Source organism: Streptomyces endophyticus (genome assembly GCF_035798155.1).
Classification (GTDB): domain Bacteria; phylum Actinomycetota; class Actinomycetes; order Streptomycetales; family Streptomycetaceae; genus Streptomyces; species Streptomyces endophyticus.
Window position 1 is genome coordinate 156,984 of the sequence record NZ_JAOZYC010000002.1, and the last position, 24,499, is coordinate 181,482.

26 protein-coding genes and 1 pseudogene are annotated in these 24,499 nt (G+C 71.2%); 10 read left to right on the plus strand and 17 right to left on the minus strand.

Annotation, left to right across the window (positions count from 1 at the left end; all coding sequences use genetic code 11):
• The first annotated feature begins 100 nt into the window (after positions 1–100).
• Genes OKJ99_RS02405 through OKJ99_RS02415 form a run of 3 tightly spaced genes read left to right on the plus strand, consistent with a single transcriptional unit; the run spans position 101 to position 3,136 of the window.
• On the plus strand, positions 101–1,399 hold the full coding sequence (locus tag OKJ99_RS02405) for a magnesium transporter MgtE N-terminal domain-containing protein (protein WP_326013981.1): 1,299 nt from the start codon (positions 101–103) through the stop codon (positions 1,397–1,399).
• The gene (locus OKJ99_RS02410) at positions 1,389–1,958 is read left to right on the plus strand and encodes a DUF1003 domain-containing protein (RefSeq protein WP_326013983.1); all 570 of its coding nucleotides are present in this window, start codon (positions 1,389–1,391) and stop codon (positions 1,956–1,958) included. Before OKJ99_RS02405 ends, OKJ99_RS02410 begins: the two co-directional genes overlap by 11 nt.
• A 44-nt stretch (positions 1,959–2,002) precedes the next feature.
• Positions 2,003–3,136 (plus strand): Mrp/NBP35 family ATP-binding protein, encoded by a 1,134-nt coding sequence (locus OKJ99_RS02415; RefSeq protein WP_326013984.1) that lies wholly within the window; start codon positions 2,003–2,005, stop codon positions 3,134–3,136.
• A gap of 95 nt (positions 3,137–3,231) precedes the next feature.
• Here the strand turns inward: OKJ99_RS02415 and OKJ99_RS02420 are convergent, their stop codons facing one another.
• The 5 genes from OKJ99_RS02420 to sigE all read right to left on the minus strand — a co-directional run bounded on the left by OKJ99_RS02420 (position 3,232) and on the right by sigE (position 7,892).
• The gene (locus OKJ99_RS02420) at positions 3,232–3,903 is read right to left on the minus strand and encodes a hypothetical protein (RefSeq protein WP_326013986.1); all 672 of its coding nucleotides are present in this window, start codon (positions 3,901–3,903) and stop codon (positions 3,232–3,234) included.
• A gap of 164 nt (positions 3,904–4,067) precedes the next feature.
• On the minus strand, positions 4,068–4,541 hold the full coding sequence (locus tag OKJ99_RS02425) for a sec-independent translocase (protein ID WP_326013987.1): 474 nt from the start codon (positions 4,539–4,541) through the stop codon (positions 4,068–4,070).
• A 167-nt stretch (positions 4,542–4,708) separates the two neighbouring features.
• Positions 4,709–5,788: a S1C family serine protease gene (locus OKJ99_RS02430; protein WP_407700631.1), complete on the minus strand. Its 1,080-nt coding sequence runs from the start codon at positions 5,786–5,788 to the stop codon at positions 4,709–4,711.
• A 344-nt stretch (positions 5,789–6,132) separates the two neighbouring features.
• A complete protein-coding gene (locus tag OKJ99_RS02435) occupies positions 6,133–7,119 on the minus strand; it encodes an anti-sigma factor family protein (protein ID WP_326013988.1) in 987 nt (328 codons plus the stop codon).
• Entirely contained in the window at positions 7,116–7,892 is a 777-nt protein-coding gene (sigE, locus tag OKJ99_RS02440) for an RNA polymerase sigma factor SigE (protein WP_326013989.1), read from the minus strand. Before sigE ends, OKJ99_RS02435 begins: the two co-directional genes overlap by 4 nt.
• A gap of 156 nt (positions 7,893–8,048) precedes the next feature.
• On the opposite strand from sigE, the gene OKJ99_RS02445 reads away from it, so the two are divergent.
• Entirely contained in the window at positions 8,049–8,747 is a 699-nt protein-coding gene (locus OKJ99_RS02445; protein ID WP_326014021.1) for an O-methyltransferase, read from the plus strand.
• A 178-nt stretch (positions 8,748–8,925) separates the two neighbouring features.
• On the opposite strand, the gene OKJ99_RS02450 is transcribed toward OKJ99_RS02445, so the two are convergent.
• Complete coding sequence (locus OKJ99_RS02450; protein WP_266713770.1) at positions 8,926–9,093, minus strand: DUF3117 domain-containing protein; 168 nt, start codon at positions 9,091–9,093, stop codon at positions 8,926–8,928.
• Between the two features lie 320 nt (positions 9,094–9,413).
• Here OKJ99_RS02450 and chcB point away from each other — a divergent pair, with 320 nt between their 5' ends.
• A complete protein-coding gene (gene chcB / locus OKJ99_RS02455) occupies positions 9,414–10,217 on the plus strand; it encodes a 2-cyclohexenylcarbonyl CoA isomerase (protein ID WP_326013990.1) in 804 nt (267 codons plus the stop codon).
• Between the two features lie 17 nt (positions 10,218–10,234).
• Here chcB and OKJ99_RS02460 read toward each other — a convergent pair whose 3' ends face one another.
• Both OKJ99_RS02460 and OKJ99_RS02465 read right to left on the minus strand, forming a co-directional pair.
• Positions 10,235–10,834 carry a DNA-3-methyladenine glycosylase I gene (locus OKJ99_RS02460; RefSeq protein WP_326013991.1) on the minus strand — a complete coding sequence of 200 codons (600 nt, stop codon included), beginning with the start codon at positions 10,832–10,834 and terminating at the stop codon, positions 10,235–10,237.
• Complete coding sequence (locus OKJ99_RS02465) at positions 10,831–11,232, minus strand: DivIVA domain-containing protein (protein ID WP_326013993.1); 402 nt, start codon at positions 11,230–11,232, stop codon at positions 10,831–10,833. The genes OKJ99_RS02460 and OKJ99_RS02465 overlap by 4 nt, the downstream gene beginning before the upstream one ends.
• A gap of 129 nt (positions 11,233–11,361) precedes the next feature.
• Between OKJ99_RS02465 and folP the strand changes: the two genes are divergently transcribed.
• On the plus strand, positions 11,362–12,222 hold the full coding sequence (gene folP, locus OKJ99_RS02470) for a dihydropteroate synthase (RefSeq protein WP_326013994.1): 861 nt from the start codon (positions 11,362–11,364) through the stop codon (positions 12,220–12,222).
• Between the two features lie 18 nt (positions 12,223–12,240).
• On the opposite strand, the gene OKJ99_RS02475 is transcribed toward folP, so the two are convergent.
• A complete protein-coding gene (locus OKJ99_RS02475; protein ID WP_326013995.1) occupies positions 12,241–12,990 on the minus strand; it encodes an LOG family protein in 750 nt (249 codons plus the stop codon).
• Between the two features lie 87 nt (positions 12,991–13,077).
• Positions 13,078–14,160 (minus strand): succinyl-diaminopimelate desuccinylase, encoded by a 1,083-nt coding sequence (gene dapE, locus OKJ99_RS02480; RefSeq protein ID WP_326013997.1) that lies wholly within the window; start codon positions 14,158–14,160, stop codon positions 13,078–13,080.
• A gap of 62 nt (positions 14,161–14,222) precedes the next feature.
• Here dapE and OKJ99_RS02485 point away from each other — a divergent pair, with 62 nt between their 5' ends.
• Complete coding sequence (locus tag OKJ99_RS02485; protein ID WP_326013998.1) at positions 14,223–15,164, plus strand: heavy metal transporter; 942 nt, start codon at positions 14,223–14,225, stop codon at positions 15,162–15,164.
• A 298-nt stretch (positions 15,165–15,462) separates the two neighbouring features.
• Positions 15,463–15,891 carry an ATP-binding protein gene (locus OKJ99_RS02490; protein WP_326013999.1) on the plus strand — a complete coding sequence of 143 codons (429 nt, stop codon included), beginning with the start codon at positions 15,463–15,465 and terminating at the stop codon, positions 15,889–15,891.
• Positions 15,892–15,972: 81 nt separating this feature from the next.
• Here OKJ99_RS02490 and OKJ99_RS02495 read toward each other — a convergent pair whose 3' ends face one another.
• Positions 15,973–17,076, minus strand: coding sequence for a bifunctional succinyldiaminopimelate transaminase/glutamate-prephenate aminotransferase (locus OKJ99_RS02495; protein WP_326014000.1), 1,104 nt, complete (start codon positions 17,074–17,076; stop codon positions 15,973–15,975).
• Between the two features lie 121 nt (positions 17,077–17,197).
• Complete coding sequence (gene fdxA / locus OKJ99_RS02500; protein WP_266713752.1) at positions 17,198–17,518, minus strand: ferredoxin; 321 nt, start codon at positions 17,516–17,518, stop codon at positions 17,198–17,200.
• Between the two features lie 140 nt (positions 17,519–17,658).
• Between fdxA and OKJ99_RS02505 the strand changes: the two genes are divergently transcribed.
• Together OKJ99_RS02505 and OKJ99_RS02510 are read left to right on the plus strand one after the other, a co-directional pair.
• Positions 17,659–18,657 (plus strand): GNAT family N-acetyltransferase, encoded by a 999-nt coding sequence (locus OKJ99_RS02505; RefSeq protein ID WP_326014002.1) that lies wholly within the window; start codon positions 17,659–17,661, stop codon positions 18,655–18,657.
• Positions 18,658–18,731: 74 nt separating this feature from the next.
• Complete coding sequence (locus OKJ99_RS02510) at positions 18,732–19,574, plus strand: transglutaminase-like domain-containing protein (RefSeq protein ID WP_326014003.1); 843 nt, start codon at positions 18,732–18,734, stop codon at positions 19,572–19,574.
• Positions 19,575–19,599: 25 nt separating this feature from the next.
• Here the strand turns inward: OKJ99_RS02510 and OKJ99_RS02515 are convergent, their stop codons facing one another.
• The 5 genes and pseudogenes from OKJ99_RS02515 to OKJ99_RS02535 all read right to left on the minus strand — a co-directional run.
• On the minus strand, positions 19,600–20,211 hold the full coding sequence (locus OKJ99_RS02515) for a response regulator transcription factor (protein ID WP_326014004.1): 612 nt from the start codon (positions 20,209–20,211) through the stop codon (positions 19,600–19,602).
• The gene (locus OKJ99_RS02520) at positions 20,208–21,374 is read right to left on the minus strand and encodes a sensor histidine kinase (RefSeq protein ID WP_326014005.1); all 1,167 of its coding nucleotides are present in this window, start codon (positions 21,372–21,374) and stop codon (positions 20,208–20,210) included. Before OKJ99_RS02520 ends, OKJ99_RS02515 begins: the two co-directional genes overlap by 4 nt.
• Positions 21,371–22,111 (minus strand): ABC transporter permease, encoded by a 741-nt coding sequence (locus OKJ99_RS02525; protein ID WP_326014006.1) that lies wholly within the window; start codon positions 22,109–22,111, stop codon positions 21,371–21,373. The genes OKJ99_RS02520 and OKJ99_RS02525 overlap by 4 nt, the downstream gene beginning before the upstream one ends.
• On the minus strand, positions 22,108–23,016 hold the full coding sequence (locus OKJ99_RS02530) for an ABC transporter ATP-binding protein (protein WP_326014007.1): 909 nt from the start codon (positions 23,014–23,016) through the stop codon (positions 22,108–22,110). Before OKJ99_RS02530 ends, OKJ99_RS02525 begins: the two co-directional genes overlap by 4 nt.
• 117 nt (positions 23,017–23,133) lie before the next feature.
• Positions 23,134–24,499 (minus strand): annotated as a pseudogene (locus OKJ99_RS02535) (hypothetical protein); the annotation flags it as partial.

Below are 24,499 nucleotides of genomic sequence, written 5' to 3' on the forward strand. Positions count from 1 at the left end.
CGCGCAAAGGCGCGGGGAACGGGGAACGGCTAGCCTGGGCGAGAAATTGCCTGTATATCCGGACGAATGCGAAGGAAAACGGAAGGAGGCGCGCGACGGTATGGCTGGAGCCGCTCCCCGGATCTTCGTGTCGCACCTCTCCGGCATCGCCGTCTTCGACCCGAACGGTGATCAGGTGGGCCGCGTGCGCGACCTGGTGGCGATGTTGCGCGTGAGCCGCAGACCGCCGCGACTGCTCGGGCTCGTCGTCGAACTGTCGACCCGACGGCGCATCTTCCTGCCGATGACCCGCGTCACCGGGATCGAGTCTGGCCAGGTCATCACCACGGGCGTGCTCAACGTCCGGCGCTTCGAACAGCGGCCCACCGAACGCCTGGTCCTCGGCGAGATCCTCGACCGGCGCGTACGGCTCGTGGAGACCGGCGAGGAGGTCACCGTCCTCGACGTCTCCATCCAGCAACTGCCCGCGCGCCGCGACTGGGAGATCGACCGGATCTTCGTAAGGAAGAGCACCCCGAAGCGCGGCGCGTTCCGGCGCGCCAAGGGCGAGGCGATCACCGTCGACTGGTCGGGCGTCGACGGCTTCAACCTGGAGGAGCACGGGCAGGGCGCGGAGAGTCTGCTCGCCACGTTCGAGCAGCTGCGCCCCGCCGACCTCGCCAACGTGCTGCACCACCTCTCCCCCAAGCGCCGCGCGGAGGTCGCCGCGGCGCTCAGCAACGAGCGCCTGGCCGACGTCCTGGAGGAACTCCCCGAGGACGACCAGATCGAGGTGCTCGGCAAGCTGAAGGAGGAGCGCGCCGCCGATGTCCTGGAGGAGATGGACCCGGACGACGCCGCCGACCTCCTCGGCGAACTCCCCGAGGACGACAAGGAACGCCTCCTCGACCTGATGAAGCCCAGCGAGGCGGCGGACGTGCGGCGCCTGATGGCGTACGAGGACCGGACCGCGGGCGGCCTGATGACGACCGAGCCGATCGTGCTGCGCCCCGACTCGACGGTCGCGGAGGCCCTCGCCCGCATCCGCAATCCCGACCTGTCCCCCGCGCTCGCCGCGCAGGTGTACGTGTGCCGGCCGCCGGACGAGACGCCGACCGGCAAGTACCTGGGCACGATCCACTTCCAGCGGCTGCTCCGCGACCCGCCGTACACGATGGTCAGCTCGATCCTCGACGACGATCTGCAGGCGCTGACCCCGGAGGCCGAGCTGCCGGAGATCGCCGGGTTCTTCGCGACGTACGACATGGTGGCCGCGCCCGTCGTCGACGACAGCGGCTCGCTGCTCGGCGCCGTGACGGTGGACGACGTACTGGACCACATGCTGCCGGAGGACTGGCGCGAGCAGGAGTTCCACCCCGAGTCCCTCGGCTTCGCCGGGGAGGTGGGCCATGCCGACTGAAGGTGGCGAGCGCGAGGCCCCGCGCCGGCCGCGCATCCGGCTCGACCAGCCGCGCGCGCCGAAGCGGAAGCTGATCCCCGATTACGACCCCGAGGCCTTCGGCAGGCTCTCGGAGCGGATCGCACGCTTCTTGGGGACGGGCCGGTTCATCGTCTGGATGACGGTGCTCATCATCGTGTGGGTGGTGTGGAACATCGTCGCGCCCCACGATCTGCGCTTCGACGAGTACCCGTTCATCTTCCTGACCCTGATGCTGTCGCTGCAGGCCTCGTACGCCGCCCCGCTGATCCTGCTCGCGCAGAACCGGCAGGACGACCGCGACCGGGTCAATCTCGAACAGGACCGCAAGCAGAACGAGCGCTCCATCGCCGACACCGAGTATCTGAGCCGCGAGATGGCGGCCCTGCGGATCGGGCTGGGCGAGGTCGCGACGCGTGACTGGATCCGCTCCGAGCTGCAGGACCTCATCAAGGAGCTGGAGGAGCAGCGGCAGTCCGCTCCGGGGTCCGGGGTATTCCCCGCGGAGCGCGAGCGGGGACGTGACGTAGACGACCGCTGACAGGGCTTTCCGGGTGCGGGTTACCCCGCCGTAGACTCGGGTGCATGGCTACGGAAGACGCGGTGCGCGAGGCACTCGCGACAGTGAACGACCCCGAGATCCACCGCCCCATCACCGAATTGGGGATGGTCAAATCAGTGGATATCGGTGCGGACGGAGTCGTCGCGGTCACCGTGTATCTGACGGTCTCGGGCTGCCCGATGCGATCGACGATCGAGAACAACGTGCGGGACGCCGTCGCCGCCGTCGAGGGCGTGACCGAGGTGCAGGTCACCCTCGATGTGATGAGCGACGAGCAGCGCAAGGAGCTGGCGACCGCGCTGCGTGGCGGCACCGCCGAGCGCGAGGTCCCGTTCGCCAAGCCGGGCTCGCTGACCCGCGTGTACGCGGTGGCCTCCGGCAAGGGCGGCGTCGGCAAGTCCTCGGTGACCGTGAACCTGGCGGCCGCGCTCGCCGCCGACGGCCTGAAGGTCGGCGTCGTCGACGCGGACATCTACGGGCACAGCATCCCGCGCATGCTGGGCGCCGACGGCAAGCCCACCCAGGTCGAAGACATGATCATGCCGCCGTCCGCGAACGGCGTGAAGGTCATCTCCATCGGCATGTTCACGCCGGGCAACGCGCCGGTCGTCTGGCGCGGGCCGATGCTGCACCGCGCGCTCCAGCAGTTCCTCGCGGACGTGTACTGGGGCGACCTGGACGTGCTCCTGCTCGACCTGCCGCCCGGCACCGGCGACATCGCCATCTCGATCGCCCAACTGGTCCCGAACGCCGAGATCCTGGTCGTCACCACGCCGCAGCAGGCCGCCGCCGAGGTCGCCGAGCGGGCCGGGTCGATCGCCGTGCAGACCCACCAGAAGATCGTCGGCGTCGTCGAGAACATGTCCGGGCTGCCCTGCCCGCACTGCGGCGAGATGGTCGACGTGTTCGGCACGGGCGGCGGGAAGCTGGTCGCCGAGGGCCTGACCAGGACCACGGGTGCGGAGGTGCCGGTGCTCGGCTCCATCCCCATCGACGTACGCCTGCGCGAGGGTGGCGACGAGGGCAAGCCGATCGTGCTGACCGCCCCGGACTCCCCCGCGGGCGCGGCGCTGCGCGACATCGCGGACAAGCTCGGCGGCCGTCAGCGCGGCCTTTCGGGGATGTCGCTCGGAATCACGCCGCGCAACAAGTTCTGACTGCTGGCTTCTGGCTTCTGGCTTCTGACTTCTGACTTCTGGCGAGGTTCGACAGAACGGCGGGCCGCCCTTTCCGGGCGGCCCGCCGTTCTTCGTCACACGTCCGGTTCCTGTTCCAGCGCCGCGATGTCCTTCACGACGGAGAACCCGAGCCCGTACGCGCTCATGCCCCGCCCGTACGCGCCCAGGTGCACCCCGGCCTGCGTGGAGCCGGCGAGCACCCAGCCGTACTCGGACTCCCGGTAGTGGAACGGGGTCGGCACGCCGTCGACCGGCAGCGTCAGCGTCGCCCAGTCCTCGGACGCGAGATCGTCCGCGAGCACCCACGCCGTCTCGGTCTGCTGCTCCAGCCAGTCGTCGCGCAGCGTGTGGTCCATCTGCAGCGGCCAGGTGTAGGAGAGCAGCCCGACGCCGGCGAGCCAGGCCGCCGAGGCGACGGACGTGGCCTCCAGTACGCCGGTGCCGTCGGCGGTGCGCCGTACCGGATTGGCGGCGACGGTCACCACGACCGCGAACCGCTCGGTGTCTTCCGTGAGCTCGCTGCGTACGGAGGGCGCGTCACCGTGCCCGATCGAACCGTGCTCCACGGAACCGTCCGCCGTGGTGCCGACCTGCATCAGCCAACGCGGTCCCGTGAAGGCCTCGTCGAGGCCGTACCACGGGAAGGGCGCCAGCAGGTAGCCGTCGACCGTGCGCCGGGCCGTGAGGGCCTCGTCGGCCCCCTCGGTGGCCGGCGCCTGCGCGCCTACCCGACTCGTCGTCTCCATGTACCCGGCCGCCTCCTCGCTCAGTTACGGACCGGCGCGGGCCGCCCCCCTCGGGCGTTCTCACGTCCGCTCCGCGCAACAACAAGGCAGGATGCCACACCGGTTCCGCGGGGCCCGGTTTCGTCAGGCGCGGTTCAGCCGTGTTCGGGGTGGTTCGAGGGGGTTCAGGTCGCGTCCGCATCGAAGGGCGGCGGCTCGATGGCGGCCGGCTTCTCGGAACCCTCGGGGCGCTTCCGCATGTCGACCTCGGGCCGCTTCTGCATGTCCACGCGGCCGCCGCCGGTCCCGCTCGACGATCCGGAGTCCTCCAGCTCGCCGACGGTGTGCGCCGCGTCGGAGACCTCGGCCATCTCCTTCTTCAGGTCGAAGCCGTTGCGAATCTCCTTGAGCCCCAGCTCGTCACTGTCCAGCTGCTTGCGGATGAACGTCTTGGGATTCAGGTCCTCGAACTCGAAGTCCTTGAACTCCGGGCCGAGTTCGTCGCGAATGTCCTGCTTTGCACTGTCCGAGAATTCCCGGATCTTACGGATGGTGCGTGAGACGTCCTGAATGACCTTCGGGAGCTTGTCGGGGCCGAAGACGAGAACGGCCAGCACGACGATCGTCACGACCTCCAGCGGGCCAATGTCGTTGAACACCTTGCACTCCTAGCGTGTCCTCGGCCCGCGGTCGAACATCAGCAGCAGGTCTTTGGCAGGGTCCGGCAGCGGACCCGGTCCACGGTACCCGGCCCACCTGTCCATTCGGTAGCCACCGGGGAACCTCCAGGATCGCGCATCCCGCGCCATGACCGGTCAGGAGTCGGTCAGCCGCCGTCGGCGGAACCGAGAACGAGCGGCATCTCCCGTTCCTTTCCACCCCGTTCGACCATGAGGACCAGTTTGTCCTTGGGGCGGTGGGTGCGGATCTTGACGATCAGCTCCTCGCCGGAGTGCACGCGGACGCCGTCGACCTCGGTGATCACATCGCCCGGCTCGATCCCCGCCCTGGCTCCCGGTCCGCCCGGACTGACGGCCGAGCCGCCGCTGTTGCCCTTCGAGCCGACGCGGGCACCGTCGCCCGAGAAGTCCATGTCGAGGGTGACCCCGATCACCGGATGCGTCGCCCGCCCGGCGTTGATCAGCTCCTCCGCCACGCGTTTCGCCTGGTTGACCGGGATCGCGAAGCCGAGGCCGATGGAGCCCGACTGTCCCTCGGGCAGCTCCGAACCCCCGGTGTCGGCCGACCGGATCGCGCTGTTGATGCCGATCACGCGGGCCTTCGCGTCGACCAGCGGGCCACCGGAGTTACCGGGGTTGATGGACGCGTCGGTCTGTAGCGCGTCCACGTAGCTGACGTCGCTCCCGTCGCCCTTCTCGCCGCCCGCCGTGATGGGCCGCCCCTTGGCGCTGATGATGCCGGAGGTGACCGTGTTCGCCAGGTCGAAGGGGGCGCCGACGGCGACGACGGGGTCGCCCACCTGCACGTTCTCGGAGTTGCCCAGGGGCAGCGGCTTGAGCCCGCGCACCCCGGACACCTTGATCACGGCGAGGTCGTAGCCGCTGTCGTGTCCGACCAGATCGGCTCGGGCGCTCTCGCCGCTGGAGAACGTGACGGATATCTCACCGTCGGAGTCCGTCGACGAGACGACGTGATTGTTCGTGAGGATGTGCCCCTGGCCGTCCAGTACGAAGCCGGTGCCGGTGCCCTCCTCCGACGAACCCGAGGTGTGGATGGTGACGACGCCGGGCAGGGTCTGCGCCGCGATACCGGCCACGCTGTCGGGGTCCCGGTGCTTGGACTCGGCGTCGGCCTGCGGCAGTCGGATGTTCGCCCCGACGCCGGTCCGCTCCATGTACGACCCGATCGCCCCACCGATGCCTCCGGCGGCCAGGGCAATGACCACGGCCCCCACCACGAGCCTGCGCCTCCGCCGGGGCGGCGCGGTCGGCGCGGTCGGCCCGGAGTCCGGCTGGTGCCAGGGGCGGTGGGCAAAATCAAGCCCCGCTCTGGGACGAGAGCCAGCGGGGTCCGGGGCGGAGCCCCGTGACGTGGGAACGGTCGACCGCTCCGCCACCTCACCCTTGGCGGAGCCCTCCGTGGGATACCCCTCGTCCATGTCCCGCCGCTCTCCCCAAGCCTGGCCCACGGCACCGCACCGCCGACTCCCACGCGCGCGACCCGGATCAGCACCCGACGCACCGCCTCACCTGGATTCAACCAGGTTCGACGGCGCGGGCGCAGAGAGTGTCAGCGCAGCGACGAAGGACGGGACGACGCGGTCGGCAACGACGCCGAGGCGGCGGCGAGGCCCGCTCCGAAGGAGGTGCCGTCGGACGAGGCCGACGGCGGGGCGGAGGGGCGCGGCGCGAACGAGACCGCGACGGCGGGGGCCGCGGGGCGTATGAGAGGCGACATACGGGCCGCACCGGCCAGCAACGGCGTCGAGAACGGATAGCCCGCGCTCTCCGCGTGTCCCCCGCCGGGCAGCAGCGGCGCACCCGCCTCGGTCGGCGAGACGGGCGCCGCGAGGGCGCCCCCACGCTGGCCGAGCAGCGAGGTGTTCGACCTGCGGCGCTGCGTGTCCGAGGCCGAAGCGGCACCGGACGGCTGATTGCGCAGCGGCGTGACATTGCTGCCGGAGCCGCCACCGCGCGCGTCGGCGTTGTCGACCGGGGCCGCGGTCGTGACCCCGCCGAGCGCGATCGCGGCGAGCGACACCGCACCGGCCGCGGCGAACGCGAAGCGTCGGGAGCGGGAGCTCCGGTCGCTCTCGTGCCGGTCGGGACGGGTCACTTCGTGGATGCGGAAGCCGTGCTGATCACTGGGGAGAACGGCGGCGTGCGCGCCGGACGGCGCGTAGCCGAAGGGCTCCGGGTCTACGTCGAAGACTCCCTGACCGAAGCCCCGGATCCCCCCGAGCGGTCGGCCACTGCCGAATCCGCCTCCCCCGAACGATGTGCCACCGTCGGTGTCACCTCCCGCGGGCAGCCCCTGGAGGCGGGCGAGAAAGCTGTCGGAGGGCGGCGGCGGGGCCGCCTGCGCGAAGACGCTCTTGAGGCGGCGCTGGGCGTCGGCCTCGGCCTTGCATTTGGCACAGGTCGCCAGGTGCGCGAGGACGCGCTCACGGGCGTCGTGGTCCAGCTCGCCGTCGACCAGGGCGGCCAGCCTGTCCCCCAGGTGTTCGTCGGCCGCGGTCTGTTGGCGTTCGGCAGGATTGAGACGTGATCCACTCACGCGGGCGCGCCCCCTCCTCCGAGGACGGGGAAGGACCCCGTGGACGCGAGCGTGCGACGCTCCTTGCGGGCCTCGGGCGAGCGGTGCTGCAGCGCCTTGCGCAGCTGCGAGCGGCCGCGGTGGATACGGCTGCGGACCGTGCCCAGCTTCACGCCGAGGGTCGCGGCGATCTCCTCGTAGGAGAGGCCCTCGATGTCGCACAGGACGACGGCGGCACGGAACTCGGGCGCGAGGGTGTCCAGCGCCTGCTGGACGTCGGCGTCGAAGTGCGCGTCGTTGAACACCTGCTGCGGCGACGGCTCTCTGCTGGGCAGCCGCTCGGCGGCGTCGTCACCCAGCGCGTCGAAGCGGATGCGCTGCTTGCGACGGACCATGTCGAGGAACAGGTTCGTGGTGATGCGGTGCAGCCAGCCCTCGAAGGTGCCGGGCGTGTACGTCGAGAGCGAACGGAAGACACGGACGAAGACCTCCTGCGTGAGGTCCTCCGCGTCGTGCTGGTTCCCGGTCAGGCGGTACGCGAGACGGTAGACGCGGCCACTGTGCGTGCTGACGATCTCCTCCCACGAGGGGGGAGTCCACGCCTGCGATTCCGCATCGGCGGCAAAGGTCGCGGTCTGCGCGGAGTCAACGGTGCGGATTCGGTCAGCGGTGTTGGTCACGGATTTCGGCTCACCCGCCGACCTGAGAAGACGCCGGAGCCGTCCTCCCCGATCCACAGGCGCAGCCGCACCTCCCCTATCGGCTCTGGTGGTGTCCAGTGGAGCACCTACCATAACCACTCCGTCCGTTAGCTCCGGATAAGCGTTTTTACTCAGATTTGCCGGTCGCCTCTCGACCGCCGCCCGCACGGCTGTCGCCATCGCGTTCTCCCCCGCTGTTCCCCGTGTCCAGCCTGCTCTTTCCCCCTGTCTGTTCAAACGCGCGGTCCCATCTGCGAGTTCCCGCCACCAACGGATAAAGTCACGCGCAGGCATCCACGGGGACGGGAGAGGGCCATTACCGGCAACCGGCAGACGAGTTGGGCGTTCGCCGACGCCTTTGTCGCCGAGGACGACGCGACTCGGTGGGCTCGTGACCGGGCCCGCGAGACAGGGCTGTGCCCGGTGTCCCCCGGCGCGGGCGCGGCGTTGGGGATGCTCGCTGCCACGGTAGGGGCGAAGGCCGTCGCCGAGATCGGTACGGGCACGGGCGTGTCCGGGGTCCACCTGCTGCACGGGATGCGGCCCGACGGCGTCCTCACCACGGTCGATCCCGAGCCGGAGCGGCAGCAGTTCGCGCGCCAGGCGTTCCGCGCCGCCGGCTTCGCCAGCAACCGGGCCCGGTTCATTCCCGGCCGCGCCCTCGATGTGCTGCCACGGCTCGCCGACAGCGGCTACGACCTGGTCTTCTGCGATGGCGACCGGCTGGAGTGCCTCGACTACCTCGCTGAATCGTTGCGCCTGCTGCGGCCCGGTGGCCTGGTCGTCTTCCAGGGGGTCCTCGCCGAGGGGCGGACCGTCGACTCGGGGCCGCAGCCGGTGGAAGTGGTGCGCCAGCGCGAGTTGCTGCGGGCCGTACGGGAGAGTTCCGAGCTGCTCGCGTCGCTGCTGCCGGTAGGCGACGGGCTGCTCTGCGCCGTCAAGCGCTGAAGCGGTCGAGGCGGCTGCGGTCGAGGCGGCGGCGCCCCGGGCCCGGTTCCCTGTGCACACACGACTGCCCCGGCACCGATGTGTGCCAGGGCAGTCGAAAAGGTATGGTCGCTCGCGCGTCAGCCGAGGACCGGTCCAACCCCACCTCGGCGGGGAATGGACGCGGGTGCAGAAGGTGTCAGCCCACTACCTTCTTCAGTTCGTCACCGAGGGCGCTCGCCTCGTCCGGCGTCAGCTCGACCACGAGCCGACCGCCGCCTTCGAGCGGAACGCGCATGACGATGCCCCGCCCCTCCTTTGTCACCTCGAGCGGGCCGTCACCCGTTCGCGGCTTCATGGCCGCCATGCTCGTTCCCCTTCCTGAAACCAGCTCATCGTCAGCCGACGGCCCTCTGGGTGGGCACACGTCACCGGCATCGAACACATTGCTTCCAGGTCATTATCCCGCATCGCGGGACCCGATGACCAACATCGGTCGGCATCGCTTGCACAACGCGCTCGACCAAAACCACTCAATTCGGGGATCCGACTGCGATACTGCGCCATCTTCGGACCCCAGCCGACGCGAATTTGTTAGACGCAGGTCACATGCCGAGACCGTTCCATGGGTCGTGATCTACGTCATGCTGAGCACGGACGACTGAGCGACCGCATAGGAGGAGTCCCATGGCCGACACCGTGCTCTACGAGGTGAGCGACGGGCTCGCGACGATCACGCTGAACCGCCCCGAGGCGATGAACGCGATGAACACCGAGGCCAAGGTCGCCCTCCGCGACGCGGTGCAGTCGGCCGCGGCCGACGAGACGGTACGGGCGGTGCTGCTGACTGCGTCCGGCGACCGGGCGTTTTGCGTGGGTCAGGACCTCAAGGAGCACGTCGGCTCGCTGCTGGCGGACCGAGAGTCCGGCGAGGGCCGCACCATGAACACGGTGCGCGAGCACTACAACCCGATCGTGCGGGCCCTGACCCAGATGCCGAAGCCCGTGGTGGCCGCGGTGAACGGCGTGGCGGCCGGCGCCGGATTCGGGTTCGCGCTCTGTGCCGACTACCGGATCGTGGCGGACAGCGCGTCGTTCAACACCTCGTTCGCGGGCGTGGCGCTCACCGCCGACTCCGGGGTCTCCTGGACGCTGCCGCGCCTGATCGGCCCCGGCCGCGCGGCCGACCTGCTGCTCTTCCCGCGCTCCCTGAAGGCGCAGGAGGCTTACGAGCTGGGGATCGCGAACCGGCTCGTACCCGCCGCCGAACTCGCCGAAGAGGCCCGGAAGGTGGCACGCACGCTCGCCGAGGGGCCGACCGTCGCCTACGCCGCGCTGAAGGAGTCCCTCGCCTTCGCCGGGGACCACTCCCTCGACGAGGCGCTCGACAAGGAGGACGAGCTGCAGGCGCGGGCCGGCGCCTCCGAGGACCACACCATCGCGGTGCAGGCCTTCATCGCGAAGGAGCGGCCGAAGTACCTCGGCCGCTGACCCGGTTCACACCGGACTCATACCGTCGTACGCGCGCGGGACACGCAGTCCGCCAGGTGGTCGTTGACCAGGCCGCAGGCCTGCATCAGCGCGTAGGCCGTCGTCGGGCCGACGAAGCGCAGGCCGCGCTTCTTCAGCTCCTTGGAGAGGGCCGTCGACTCGTCGGTGATCGCCGCCACGTCGCCGAGCACCTTCGGGACCGGGCGGGCGGCGGCGTCCGGCGCGTACGACCAGATCAGCTTGTCCAGCTCGCCGGGCGACCAGTCCACGAGCACGCGCGCGTTGGCCAGCGTCGCGTCGATCTTGGCCCGGTTGCGGATGATGCCGGTGTCGGCGAGCAGGCGCTCGCGGTCGGCGTCCGTGAAGGCCGCCACGTCCGCGATCTTGAATCCGGAGAACGCGGCGCGGAAACCCTCGCGGCGTCTGAGGATCGTGATCCAGGACAGGCCCGACTGGAACGCCTCGAGGGAGAGGCGCTCGAACAGCGCGTCGTCGCCGTGGACCGGACGGCCCCACTCCTCGTCGTGGTACGCGACGTAGTCCTCGGTCGAAAGACCCCAGGGGCAGCGCGGCTCTCCGTCGGGTCCTGGGACGGCGCCTCCTGTCGGCTCGCTCACCGGAACCCCTCCCCCGTCTCGAATCCGAACCCGTACTCACCAGGTGGCGTGTAGCCCGTGTCCTGGCCCCGGTCGGGCGGCTGCGGGCCGGCCCGGGTGTGGGCCGAGGTGAGGGCGGCCTCCAGCTCCGTGATGCGCGCGTCCCGCTCGGCCAGTTCGGCCCCGAGGCGGTTCAGCGCGTCGTCCACCTCCGCCATGCGGTAGCCGCGCACCGCCGTGGGCAGCCGGAGCGCCTCCAGGTCGGCGGGGTCGAGCGGGCGGTCGGGTGGCAGCGGGTCCGCGTAGAACTGGGACGGCTCGTCGCGCAGCGTGCCGCTGTCGCCGCCGCCGATGACCGCGAACGTCACCGCCGCGATCACCACGACCAGCGCGGCGACCAGAAACAAGAACATGACCATGTCTGCCGTCCCCTGGGTTCGACCGGGCCGTGCGGCCCTCAACCGTCAGGCTTCGATCGTGCCATGCCGCACCGACAGTTAAGGTCGCAGACGATGTTCAACCGGGAACGAGAAGGAGAGTCACAGGGGATGCTCAGGCTGGGCCAGCACGAATTCGGTGCGCACGAGCCGGTGATCATGGCGATCGTGAACCGGACCCCGGACTCCTTCTACGACCAGGGCGCCACGTTCCGGGACGAGCCCGCGCTCGCCCGCGTCGAGCAGGCGGTGTCCGAGGGCGCCATGATCGTGGACATCGGCGGGGTGAAGGCCGGTCCCGGCGAGGAGGTCACCGCCGAGGAGGAGGCGCGGCGGACCGTCGGCTTCGTCGCCGAGGTGCGGCGCCGCTTCCCCGACGTGATCATCAGCGTCGACACCTGGCGGCACGAGGTCGGCGACGCCGTGTGCGAGGTGGGCGCGGATCTGCTCAACGACGCGTGGGGCGGTGTCGACCCGAAGCTCGCGGAGGTCGCGGCGCGCCACAAGGTGGGCCTCGTGTGCACGCACGCGGGCGGCGCCGAGCCCCGCACGCGCCCGCACCGGGTGACGTACGAGGACGTGATGGCGGACATCCTGGACGTGACGGTCGGATACGCGGAGCGGGCCGTCGCCCTCGGGGTGCCGCGCGAGTCCGTGCTGATCGACCCCGGTCACGACTTCGGGAAGAACACGCGGCACTCCCTGGAGGCGACGCGGCGGCTTCCGGAGATGGTCGACACCGGGTGGCCGGTGCTCGTCTCGCTGTCCAACAAGGACTTCGTCGGCGAGACCCTCGACAAGCCCGTGAAGGAACGGGTCATCGGGACGCTCGCGACCACGGCGGTGTCGGCGTGGCTCGGGGCGCAGGTCTACCGGGTGCACGAAGTCGCCGAGACGCGACAGGTCTTGGACATGGTGGCGTCCATCGCGGGACACCGGCCCCCGGCGGTCGCCCGCCGGGGACTCGCGTAACGGCCCTCTTAAAGGGGCCTACTTACCGGTCTCCTTGGTGACCAGCGTGATCGCCTCCTCCACGTCGTCCGTGATGTGGAACAGCAGCAGGTCCGCCTCCGAGGCCTTGCCCTGGGCGATCACCGTGTTCTTCAGCCAGTCGACCAGGCCGCTCCAGTACTGCGAACCGAAGAGGACGATCGGGAAGCGCGTCACCTTCGTGGTCTGCACGAGGGTGAGCGCCTCGAAGAGCTCGTCCAGGGTGCCGAGGCCGCCCGGGAGCACCACGAAGCCCTGGGCGTACTTCACGAACATCGTCTTCCGTACGAAGAAGTAGCGGAAGTTCAGGCCCAGGTCGACGTACGGGTTGAGGCCCTGCTCGAAGGGCAGCTCGATGCCGAGGCCGACCGAGGTGCCCTTGGCCTCCACGGCGCCCTGGTTGGCCGCCTGCATGGCGCCGGGGCCGCCGCCGGTGATCACCGCGAAGCCGGCCTCCACCAGCGCCTTGCCGATGGCGACGCCCGCCGCGTACTCCGGGGAGTCCTCCGGGGTGCGCGCGGAGCCGAACACGCTGATCGCGGGCGGCAGTTCGGCGAGCGTGCCGAAGCCCTCGATGAACTCGGACTGGATGCGCAGGACCCGCCACGGGTCGGTGTGCACCCACCCCGACGGGCCTTCGGTGTCGAGCAGACGCTGGTCGCTCGTCCCTGGCTGCATCTGATCACGGCGCCGGACCACCGGCCCCGTCCGCTGCTCCACAGGACGTCGCTTGCCCTCCGGGTTACTCATCGTCCGCTCCCTTCCTGCGCAGGTATCACGCACTTACGTAGAGCAAGGGTAGGTCTACGCGGGTTACATACGAGGGACCTCGACGTATCAGGAAGTGGTGAGCCAGGAGGCCAGGCGCTTCTCGCCCTCCAGGATGAGCGAGGTGTCGACCCGCTCGTCGATCTTGTGGGCGAAGATCGGGTTGCCGGGGCCGTAATTGACCGCGGGGACGCCGAGCGCGCTGAAGCGGGAGACGTCGGTCCAGCCGAACTTGGGGCGCACCTCGCCGCCCACGGCGGCCACGAAGGCGGCGGCAGCGGGGTGGTTGAGGCCGGGGCGCGCGCCGCCCGTGTGGTCGTCGACGACGAACTCCTCGATGGGGCAGCCGGCGAAGAAGTCGCGGACGAACTGCTCGGCCTCCTCCATCGACCGGTCGGGCGCGTAGCGGAAGTTGACCGTGACCGCGCACGCGTCCGGGATGACGTTGGTGGCGACGCCGCCCTCGATGCGGACCGCGTTGAGGCCCTCGTGGAACTCCAGGCCGTCGACGACCGGCTTGCGCGGCTCGTAGGCGGCGAGGCGCTCCAGGATCGGGGACGCGGCGTGGATGGCGTTGTCTCCCATCCACGCGCGCGCGGAGTGGGCCCGCTCGCCCTTGGTCTTCAGGATGACGCGCAGGGTGCCCTGGCAACCGCCCTCGACATCGCCGTTCGTCCCCTCCAGGAGGATCGCGAAGTCGCCCTCCAGCCAGTCGGGGTGGGCGTCGGCCACATGCCCGAGCCCGTTGAGGTGTGCGGCGACCTCTTCGTTGTCGTAGAAGACGAAGGTGAGGTCGCGGTTGGGCTCACGGACCGTCTGCGCGATCCGCAGCTGGACCGCGACGCCCGCCTTCATGTCGCTGGTGCCGCAGCCCCACAGCACGCCGTTCTCGTCGAGCCGCGACGGCACGTTGTCGGCGATCGGGACCGTGTCGATGTGCCCCGCGAGGATGATCCGCTCGTCGTGCCCCAGGTCCGTGCGGGCCACGATGTTGTTGCCGTAGCGGTCGACCGTGAGGTGCGGCAGCCCCCGCAGGGCCTCCTCGATCGCGTCGGCGAGCTCCTTTTCGCTGCCACTGGGCGAGGCGAAGTCGACCAACTGCGCCGTGAGGCGCGCGGCGTCCTGCGTGAGGTCAAGGGGGGTGCGGTCCATGGCGCCGAGCCTAATACCCATGGGGCGAGGGGCCTGTCAGTGGACTCCAGTACCTTGGACGCGTGCCTGAGCCCCCCACTCTCGTCCGGCGCGGCCGCCTCCTTCGTATCGGCGCGGCCGTCGTCGTGCTGCTCGCCGTGGCCACGTACGTGGCCGTGCAGTACGCCACCGGGGGCCGCTCCAAGTCGAGATGCACGGTCATCTCGGCGAACGGGGACGGGGCGACGTACGCGTTCACCTCCGAGCAGGCGGTGAACGCGGCGACGATCGCCGCCGTCGGCACCTCGCGCGGCATGCCCGAGCGCGCCGTCACGATCGCCCTCGCGACGGCGCTGCAGGAGTCGGGGCTGCGCAATATCGACCACGGCGACCGGGACTCGCTCGGCCTGTTCCAGCAGCGCCCCACGAAGGGCTGGGGCACCGCGGAGCAGATCATGGATCCGGCGTACGCGTCCGAGCGCTTCTACGCGCACCTGGCGAAGATCCCCGGCTACTCGCGGCTCCCGCTGACCGCGGCCGCGCAGCGCGTGCAGCTCAGCGGCTATCCGCAGGCGTACGCGAAGCACGAGCCGGACGCCACGTTGCTGGCCGCCTCGCTGACCGGTCGCGCCGCCGCCTCGCTCACCTGCGACGGCCGGGCGGTCGGTGGCGACAGCGCGCGGTCCGGCGACCCCGCGCGCGTACGGGCCGCGCTCGCCCGTGACTTCGGGCGGGACGTGGCGCCCGCGAAGGGGCCGGGCGAGGGTTCCGTCCGCGTCCCCGTGCCCGCCACCGTCGACTCGGCCGAGGGCGGCGAGCGGCAGCGCGGCTGGGAGCTGGCGCAGTGGGCGGTGGCCAACTCCTCGGCGCTGCGCATCGAGCGGGTCTCCTACGCGGGCCGCGAGTGGGCCGCCGGTGAGTCAGGGGACAAGTGGCGCAAGGCGTCGCCCGCGAAGCGGGGCGGAATGTCCGGTCCTGCGGCCTCGATGTCCGTCGGCGAGGTCCGGATCGTCACTGGGCAGTAGTCCGGGCGCTCACTCGAACGGGTAACGCGGATCATGCTGGGTGGACGCCGACAGGGCACCTTCGAGTGAGGTGGGGCCACGACCCCAGAACCCTTGTGAGCAGGGAGCTGTAAGGGTTCTGCAGCGGTCGGCGATGCGTGCACTTTGCCCGTTTCTGCCCACAACTGATAATGCGACGCATTACGAACCCTTTACGTTTCCGACCCGCAACCTTCCAGGGGCCTGGGGCGGTTGTCACGGCGTCCGGTCGCCGCACGGCAACCGGGCACCCAACGTTCTCTCCCGTCTAAGGAGCATCATGTCCCTCCCCCTGACCCGCCGGATCGCCCGTGCCGCGCTGCTCGTAGCGGCAGGAGCGGCGCCCGTGGTCGGTGCGGCCGGCTCCGCGAGCGCCGCCGACCTCCCGGCCACGACCGACCTGGGCGGTGTGACCGCTCTGGACGGTGCGAACCTGGGTGGCACCGTCGACAGCGCGGCTCAGAGCACCACCGGGCTCGCGGGTGACGCCGGCAGCAAGGCCGTCAAGAAGGCCGTGCCGACGGCGGGCAAGGTCGCCGGCAAGAGCGCCAAGACCGTCACGCCGGCCGCGCAGGAGACCGCGGGCGGGGCGGCCGGCAGCGCGGGTGACGCGCTCGGCGAGACGGCCGGCGCCGCGACCGACGGCGGGCTGCCGGTGGGCGGTGGCGACCTGCCGACCAGTTCGCTGGGCGGCCTGCCGATCGGCTGACCACCGGTTCAGCACAACGGGGTGCCGGGGGCGTGCTGCTCCCGGCACCCCGTTGTGGTGCGTCGCCCGGACCGGACGCCGTCAGGTCAGTCGGTTCACCGCTGCCGCCACGCGCTCGTCCGAGGCCGTCAGGGCCACGCGTACGAAGGTGGCGCCCGCCTCTCCGTAGAAGTCGCCAGGAGCCACCAGGATGCCGAGGTCGGCCAGGGCGGAGACCGTGTCCCAGCAGGACTCGTCGCGGGTGGCCCAGAGGTACAGGCTCGCCTCGCTGTGCTCGATGCGGAAGCCGTGGGCCGTCAGAGCCGAGCGCAGCGCCTCGCGGCGGGCCGCGTAGCGCTCCCGCTGCACCCGCACGTGCTCGTCGTCGCCGAGCGCCGCGACGACCGCCGCCTGTGTCGGCGCGGAGGTCATCATGCCGCCGTGCTTGCGGATCTGGAGGAGCGGGCCGAGCACCGAGGCGTCGCCCGCGATGAACGCCGCGCGGTAACCCGCCAGGTTCGAGCGCTTCGAGAGCGAGTGGACCGCGACCAGACCCTCGTGCGAGCCGCCGTTGACGTCCGGGTGCAGGACCGAGACCGGGTCGGCCTCCCAGCCCAGCTCCAGGTAGCACTCGTCGGAGAAGACCAGGATGCCGTGCGACCGCGCCCAGTCCACGATGCGCTTCAGTTCGTCCTTGCCCAGCACCCGACCCGTGGGATTCGACGGGGAGTTGAGCCACAGGAGCTTCAGGCCGGTCGGGTCGAGCTCGGTCGGGTCGTCGTAGACGACGTAGTCCGCGCGGGCCAGGCGGGCGCCGACCTCGTACGTGGGGTACGCGAGGCGGGGGTAGGCGACCTTGTCGCCGGGGCCGAGGCCCAGCTGCGTGGGGAGCCAGGCGACCAGCTCCTTGGAGCCGACGACCGGCAGGACGTTCGTGTGGTCGAAGCCGCGGGCGCCGAGGCGGCGTTCGCACCAGCCGACGAGCGCGTCACGCAGCTCGGGGGTGCCCCAGACCGTCGGGTAGCCCGGCGAGTTCGCGGCGTCGACCAGCGCCTTCTGGATCAGCTCGGGCACCGGGTCGACGGGCGTGCCGACGGAGAGGTCGACGATGCCGTCCGGGTGCGCCGCGGCCGTCTTCTTGTACGGCTCCAGCTTGTCCCAGGGGAAGGTGGGGAGACGGTCGATGGGGGCCGGGACGGTGGACACCTGGGGGCTCGCTTTCCTCGTGATGCTTTCTTCGCGACGTGGTGGGCAAATGCCTCGGTCCCGTACGGCAGTCAGAGCCGTACGGGACCGGGGCAGCGCCTGTGCGTACCGCTGAACTCGGTTACTGGTTCTGCGGCGGCAGCGCGGCGATGAAGGGGTAGTCCTTGTCGATCAGGCCCATCTTCGAGGCACCACCGGGCGAGCCGAGATCGTCGAAGAACTCGACGTTCGCCTTGTAGTAGTCCTTCCACTCCTCCGGAGTGTCGTCCTCGTAGAAGATCGCCTCGACCGGGCAGACCGGCTCACAGGCGCCACAGTCGACGCATTCATCCGGGTGGATGTACAAGGACCGCTTGCCCTCGTAGATGCAGTCGACCGGGCACTCCTCGATGCACGCCTTGTCCTTGACGTCGACACAAGGCTGCGCGATGACGTAGGTCACGCTGTCGTTCCTCCTCGATAGGGCGCTGGCGGGCCTCCGCAGGCTCCGCCGCCTGGCGCGCGGGAGCGCGGCGTCGTCGATGCCCGCCTCTAGTATCTCCGTTCCCGGGCATGATCCGAACAGGAGGGGTGGGCCGAGCTGTGGAATTCACTGCGGGCGGACGCCTGGAAGTCCGCATTTCAGGCGATGACGTGGGGAAACGCGTCTCTGTGCGACGGGTGAGCGGAGAGGTTTCCGCGGGTCGAAAGTTCATCGACACGGTCGGTGTTCTCACATCGTGGAACGACGGTGTGCTCCTCGTCACACGGAGAAACGGTGAAGGTGTGCGGATCGAGGAGTCCGCGCTGGTCGCGGGGAAGGTCGTACCGGCCGCGCCCGCCCGTCGCCGCGGCCCCTCGGCCACGTATCCGGAGCTCGCTCGCGTCGCCTCGCGCGCGTGGCGGCCGATCGAGAGCGAGCGGCTCGGCGAGTGGGAGCTGAGGGCCGCCGAGGGATTCACCCGGCGGGCCAATTCGGTGCTCCCTCTGGGGGACCCGGGACGTCCGCTCGACGACGCGCTGAGCCACGTACAGGAGTGGTACGCGGCCCGTGGCCTTCCGGCGTACGCGCAGACGGCGACCGGGGCCGAGGGGGCGCAGGAAGTCCTGTGCGCCGGTCTTGAGGAGCGCGGGTGGGTGCGCGAGGTGAGCGCCGAGCTGCGGATCGCCGCGCTCGCGCCCATCGGGGACGCGCCGGACGCGCCGCACGTGCTGCTGAGCCGCGAGCCGGACGAGGCGTGGCTCGCGCGCTACCAGCGCAAGGGAGCGAGCGAGGTCGCGCTGAAGGTGCTGTGCGCCGGGCCCTCGGTGTGGTTCGCGACCGTGCCCGGCGAGGGTGATGTGCCCGCCGCGATCGGGCGGTGCGTGGTCGACGGGCGGTGGGCCGGGTTCGCCGCCGTCGAGGTCGACCCTGCGCAGCGGCGTCGAGGACTCGCCACGGACGTGATGACGGCGCTCGCCCGGCAGGCGCTCGACGAGGGCGCGTCGGCGGCCTGGCTCCAGGTCGAGGCGGAGAACGAGGGAGCGCGCGCCCTGTACGACCGCCTGGGTTTCGCCACACATCACGCGTACCACCACTACCGTGCCCCCGGAACGGCGTGACGGTTCATGCCGTAGCGACGAATGCCGTACCGATTGCTGCCGTATCGATCGGCCTGAGAGGGCACGAGGCACGTATGTCCCCCCATCTTTCCCCCCGTTCCACGGAGCTGCGACGGCGGTTCGCCGAAGAGGCGCGGGCCGAGCGGCCCGATCTGGCGCAGCTGTGTCTGCTGCTCGCCGCGCAGGGCGACGCCTCGCTCGACGAGGCCGGTATGGACGCCGTGCAGATGGAGCTGGACGAGCTCGCCGGACGGCTGCCGTACCGGCCCGGCTCACCGCACGACTGGGCCACCGCGTGCGCCGACCTGCTCGGCGCGCGCACCGGTTTCCACGGCACGCCGAACGACTACCAGCGGCTCGAGTCGTCCCTCCTGCACGAGGTCGTACGGCGCCGCAGAGGGCTGCCGATCCTGTTGTCGGTGGTGTGGCTGGAGGTGGCCCGGCGGGCCGGGGCGCCGGTGTGCGGGGTGGCCCTGCCGGGGCACTTCGTGGTCGGCTTCGGCCCCGCCGGCGAGCAGGTGCTGGCCGATCCGTTCGACGGTGGGCGGGTGCTGACGGGGGCCGACGCGCAGACGCTCGTGGCGGGGGCGACGGGCGGCCCGCTGGATCCGTCGATGCTGCGGCCCGCCGATCCGCTGGACGTGGTGCTGCGGATCCTCAACAACATCCGGGCATGGGCGGCGACGCGGCCCGAGCGCTCCGATGTGGCGCTGTGGGCCGTGGAGCTGTCGCTGCTGCTGCCCGCGCACCCGGCCCGACTGCGCTACGAGCGGGCCCAGCTCCTCGTACGCCGCGGGGACTTCGTGAACGGGGCGGTGGAGCTGGAGGCGTACGCGGACGTGGTCGGGGCCGTCGACGAGAACGCGGCGGAGTCGGTGCGGGAGCAGGCGCGGGCGGCCCGCGCGATGCTGAACTGAGCCACCGCGTACGGCAGAAGGCGCGCTACAGCCAGCCCTTCTCCCGCGCGGCGGCCACCGCCTCCGCGCGGTTGCGCACCGCCAGCTTCTGGATCGCCACCGACAGGTAGTTGCGGACCGTGCCCTGCGACAGGTGCAGCGCGGTCGCGAGCTCCGCGTTGGTGCGGCCGTCCGCCGCCGCGCGCAGCACCTCGCGCTCGCGGTCGGTGAGCGGGTTGGCGCCCTCCGCGAGGGCCGCCGCCGCCAGCGAGGGGTCGATGACGCGTTCGCCCGCGAGCACCTTGCGCACGGCGTCGGCGAGCTGCGCCGCGGGGGCGTCCTTGACCAGGAACGCGGCCGCGCCCGCCTCCATGGCGCTGCGCAGATAACCGGGCCGGCCGAAGGTGGTGAGCACGACGACCTTCAGCTCCGGGAGGGCTTCGCGCAGATGGGCCGCCGCCTCGATGCCCGTGCAGCCCGGCATCTCGATGTCGAGGAGCGCCACGTCCACCGCGTGCGCGCGGGCGGCCGCCACCACCTCGTCGCCGCGCGCCACCTGCGCGACGACCTCGATGTCCGCCTCGAGTCCGAGCAGCGCGGCCAGCGCCTCACGCACCATCGACTGGTCCTCGGCCAGCAACACCTTGATCGTGCTCATGCGGCGGATCCTACGGACGCCGGGACCCGGGCCACCAGGCGGAAGCCGCCCCCGCGTGCCGCGCCCGTCTCCAGGGTGCCGTCGGCCGCGGTGAGGCGTTCGGCGAGGCCGGTGAGGCCGTTGCCCGGAGGCGCCCCTGAGGGGCCCGAGCCGTCGTCCTCCACGGTCAGTTCGACGCGGGGCCCTTCGAGGGTCTCGCGCCGCGTGACGTCGACGACGCAGCGGCGCGCGCCACTGTGCCGTACGACATTGGTGACGGCCTCGCGCAGTGTCCAGGCGAGCGCCGACTCCTGCGCCTCGGGCAGTTCCGGGGCCTCGGAGGGCACGTCCGCGGTGACGCCCGCCGCGGTCAGCGCGGCCCCGGCGCCCGCGAGTTCGGTGGCCAGGCGGGCGCGCCGGTAGCCGCTGACGGCCTCGCGCACGTCGACCAGGGCCTGCCGGCTGACCTTCTCGATGTCGGCGACCTGGCCGGCCGCCTTGTCGGGGTGGTCCGGCAGCATCCGCCCGGCCAGCTCGCTCTTGAGCGTGATGAGCGAGAGGGAGTGGCCGAGCAGGTCGTGCAGGTCGCGGGCGAGGCGCAGGCGCTCCTCGTTGGCGGCGAGCTGGGCGACCTGGGCGCGGGCCTCCCGCAGCTCACTGGTCGTACGGACCAGTTCGCGTACGCCGATCATGGAGAAGCCGGCGAGCAGGGCGGGCACCAGGAGCCAGTACTGCGGCTCCGTGTCGAGGAGCAGTCCTACGCCGACCATGACGGCCGTCGTCGCGAGGATCGCGAGCCGCGTCCAGCGCAGTGGCAGGACCGCCCCGCAGGCCACGGAGATGTACACGAACAGGACGAGCCAGTCGGCCCCGAGGGTCAGGCAGAGCGTGACGGCGAGCACCGGGAGCACGGCCAGGGCGGCGTGCGCCGCGAGCCGCCCCACCGGCCTGGCCATCCGGCGCATGACGAGGACGACGTAGCAGCCGACGAAGGCGACCAGGCCGAGCGCGCCGAGGACCGTGCCCGTCGGGCCGTAGTCCCCCTGCACCAGGTCGACGACCGGGCTGCCGAGGAAGGCCAGCCACATGCCGATCCAGAGGAGCTTCAGGAGGGTCTCGCGGCGGCTCTCCGCCGGCTGCCCGATCTTCGGAACCCCGTCCTGCCCGTCCCGTTCCGTACTCACGCCTTCAACGTGTCCTTCCGGTACAGCCAGGCCGCGCCGCCCGCGAAGAGCAGGAAGTACACGACGAGCAGCGCGACGTCCTTGGCCTCGGGGGCGCCACCCAGCTCGATGGCCTGGCCGAGGGCAGCGTACGCGTGGGTGGGCAGCCATTTCGCGATGTCCTGGAGCCACTGCGGGAATCCGGTCGTCGGCATCCACAGGCCGCCCAGGATGGAAAGGCCGAAGTACGTGATCATCGTGATCGGCCGGACGGCGTCGCCGGAGGCGAGGTAGCCGATGGCCACCCCGAGCGCGGCGAAGACGAGGCTGCCGGCCCAGATCGAGCCGGTCAGCGCGAGCCACTGCCAGGCGTCGAGCCGTACGTCCTTGAGGGCCGCGGCCACGACGAAGACGATCACGATGGACGGGAGCGAGACGACGGCGGCGCTCGCGGTCTTCGCGAGGACGTAGCCGCGTCCGGGCAGCGTGGTGAGCCTCAACTGCCGTACCCAGCCGTTCTCCCGCTCCTTCGCGATGCGCTCGCTGTTGCCCATGAGGACGGCGGTGAGCGCGCCGAAGGAGGCCATCGAGACCATCATGAACGCGGGGAGGTTCAGTCCGGTGCCGTCGACCATGGTCGAGGTGTCGGACTTGCCCGCGATCAGCAGGAACAGCACGGACGGGTAGATCACGGAGAAGAACAGGAACTTCCGGTTGCGCAGGGCGCGGGTGAGTTCGAGCTTGATCAGACTGTTCATCGGGCCTTGGCCTCCTCAGCCTCGGTGATCGCCACGAAGGCCTGTTCCAGGCCGAGTCCGGCGACTTCGAGATTTCGCGGGTAGACGCCGAGCCCGTAGAGCGCGTGCACGGTCGCGTCGGCGTCGGTGGACTGGATGCGCACGGACCGACCGCTGACGGCCACGCCCGTGAGGAACGGCAGGCCCTTGATGGCGGCTTCGTCGATCTCGCCCTCCAGGTCGAAGGAGACCCTGCGGGCGCCGGCCTTCGCCTTGATCTCGGCGGCGGTGCCGTCGGCGAGGAGGCGGCCGCGGTGCAGCACGAGGACGCGGTCGGCGATCGCGTCCGCCTCCTCCAGGTAGTGCGTGGCGAACAGCACCGTGCGGCCCTGCTCGGCCTGCTCGCGCATGGTCGCCCAGAACGCCTGCCGTGCGCTCACGTCCATGCCGGTCGTCGGCTCGTCGAGGACGATGAGGTCGCTGTCGCCGGCCGTGGCGAGGGCGAAGCGGACGCGCTGCTCCTGGCCGCCCGAGAGCTTGTTGACCTTGCGGTCGGCGATCTGTGCGAGTCCCGCGCGGGCGAGGACCTCGTCGGCCGGGTACGGCTTCGGGTGCAGGGCGCAGCCGAGCCCGACGAGTTCGCGCACGGTCACCTCGTCCATCAGGCCGCCGCTCTGCAGCATGGCGCCGACCCGGCCCGCCGTGATCGCCTCGCGCGGGCTCGTGCCGAAGACGCGGACCTCGCCGGTGTCGGCGGGGCGCAGGCCGAGGAGCAGGTCGAGGGTGGTGGACTTGCCCGCGCCGTTCGGGCCGAGCAGGGCGACGGTCTCGCCCGCGTGCAGTTCGAGGCCCAGGTCGTCGACCGCCCGCACGGTGCCGTACGTCTTCGTCACCCCGCTGAAGGTGACCGCTGCGTGTGTCGTCATGGCATTCAGCGTCGCCGGTCGGCGGGGGTGCGCGGCAGTGTCGTCAAGCGTGAGTCCCGCATGACGGATGTCATGCGGGACTCGTGACGCGGGTGCGCGGGCGGAGCTCCTTCGGGCCTACGAGGCGTTCGTCTGGATCTCCGCGGTGCGCTCGGCGGAGGTCTTGCCGAGCAGCGCCTTGCCGATGGCGGCGGCCACGTCCGTGGGCTGGACCGGCGTCTTCTTGCCGGTGCCGCGGGTGACCAGGACGCCGTCGAAGGTCGTGCCGTACAGCTTCTTGAGCTCCGGGAGGTTGTACTTCTCGACCAGCTTCCCGTTGACCGGCTGCACGCTGAGGATCTTCGGCAGCGACTTGTCGGGGCCGAACTGGATCGAGGCGCCGCCCGCCTTGACCGTGATCAGTCCGGACATCGCGGGCTCGGCGAACTGCTGCATCTTCCGGTCGACCTCGGCGTCCGAGATCGTCGGCTTCTGCGTCGACGTCGCCAGCGGGACCGCTCCGGACGCGCCGGTCTCGATCTGCGCGTGGTACGCGTCCTTGACCGCGGCGGCCGACTGGGCGAGGTCGATCCCCTTGCCCGTCTTGCCGTAGACGGGAACGGCCTTGCCCGGCGCGAACTTGATCGTGCCGTCGCCGGACGCGGCGGCGCCGCCGGCGGCCCGCTGCAGGGACGCGGCCAGCTTCTCCTCGTCGACAGGCATGACGGGGGCGACGACCCGCTCGTTGCCGAACAGCGAGCCGATCACCGAGACGGGGTTGTAGTCGCTGCCCGCGGCCGCGGCCACGGTCGACGCGGTGTCGAAGGAGAGGCCCGCCTGGGCCGGCCTCATCGCCACGGTCTTGCCGCCGACCTGCAGCTTCAGCGCCTGTTCCGTGCGCTTGCCGAGGGCGTTCTCCAGCTTGGTGGTCGCCTCGTCGCGGGTGCCGCCGCCGATGTCGACGCCGGCGACGGTGGTGCCCTTCGGGACGTCGGCGTGGTTCATCAACAGGCCCGCGCCGTACGCGACTCCGGCCAGGCCGACGACGCCCGCGCCGAGCAGCACCAGCTTGTTGCGGCCCTTCTTCTTGGGCGCGGGGGTGGACGGCACCGGGTCGGGCAGCTTCGGCGGGGTGTGCACCGCGGGGCCGTCCGGGCCCTGCTGGAACGGGTCGGAGGCGCCGGGGGCCTTGGGGCCGCCACCGGCGGAGGGGACGACCCGCATGCCGCTGGTGAGCGTGTCACCCGAGACGTTGCCACTGGAGGTATTGCCACCCCCGGGCGGCTCCGGGGCCGGCTTCTGCGGCGTGAGGATCGCGGTGTCGTCGCTCATCCGCGGCGGCGACTGACCGGCGCCGGGGACCGGCGGGTTGGGTGCGCTGGGCGGCACCATCGGGCCGTCGCCCACGGCGGGGCCCGTGGTGGGGCCGGCGGGCCGGGTGGGCCCTTCGCCACGGTCGGGCGCGCCCGGGTCCTGGTTGGCGGAGAAGAACGGCAGGTCGTCG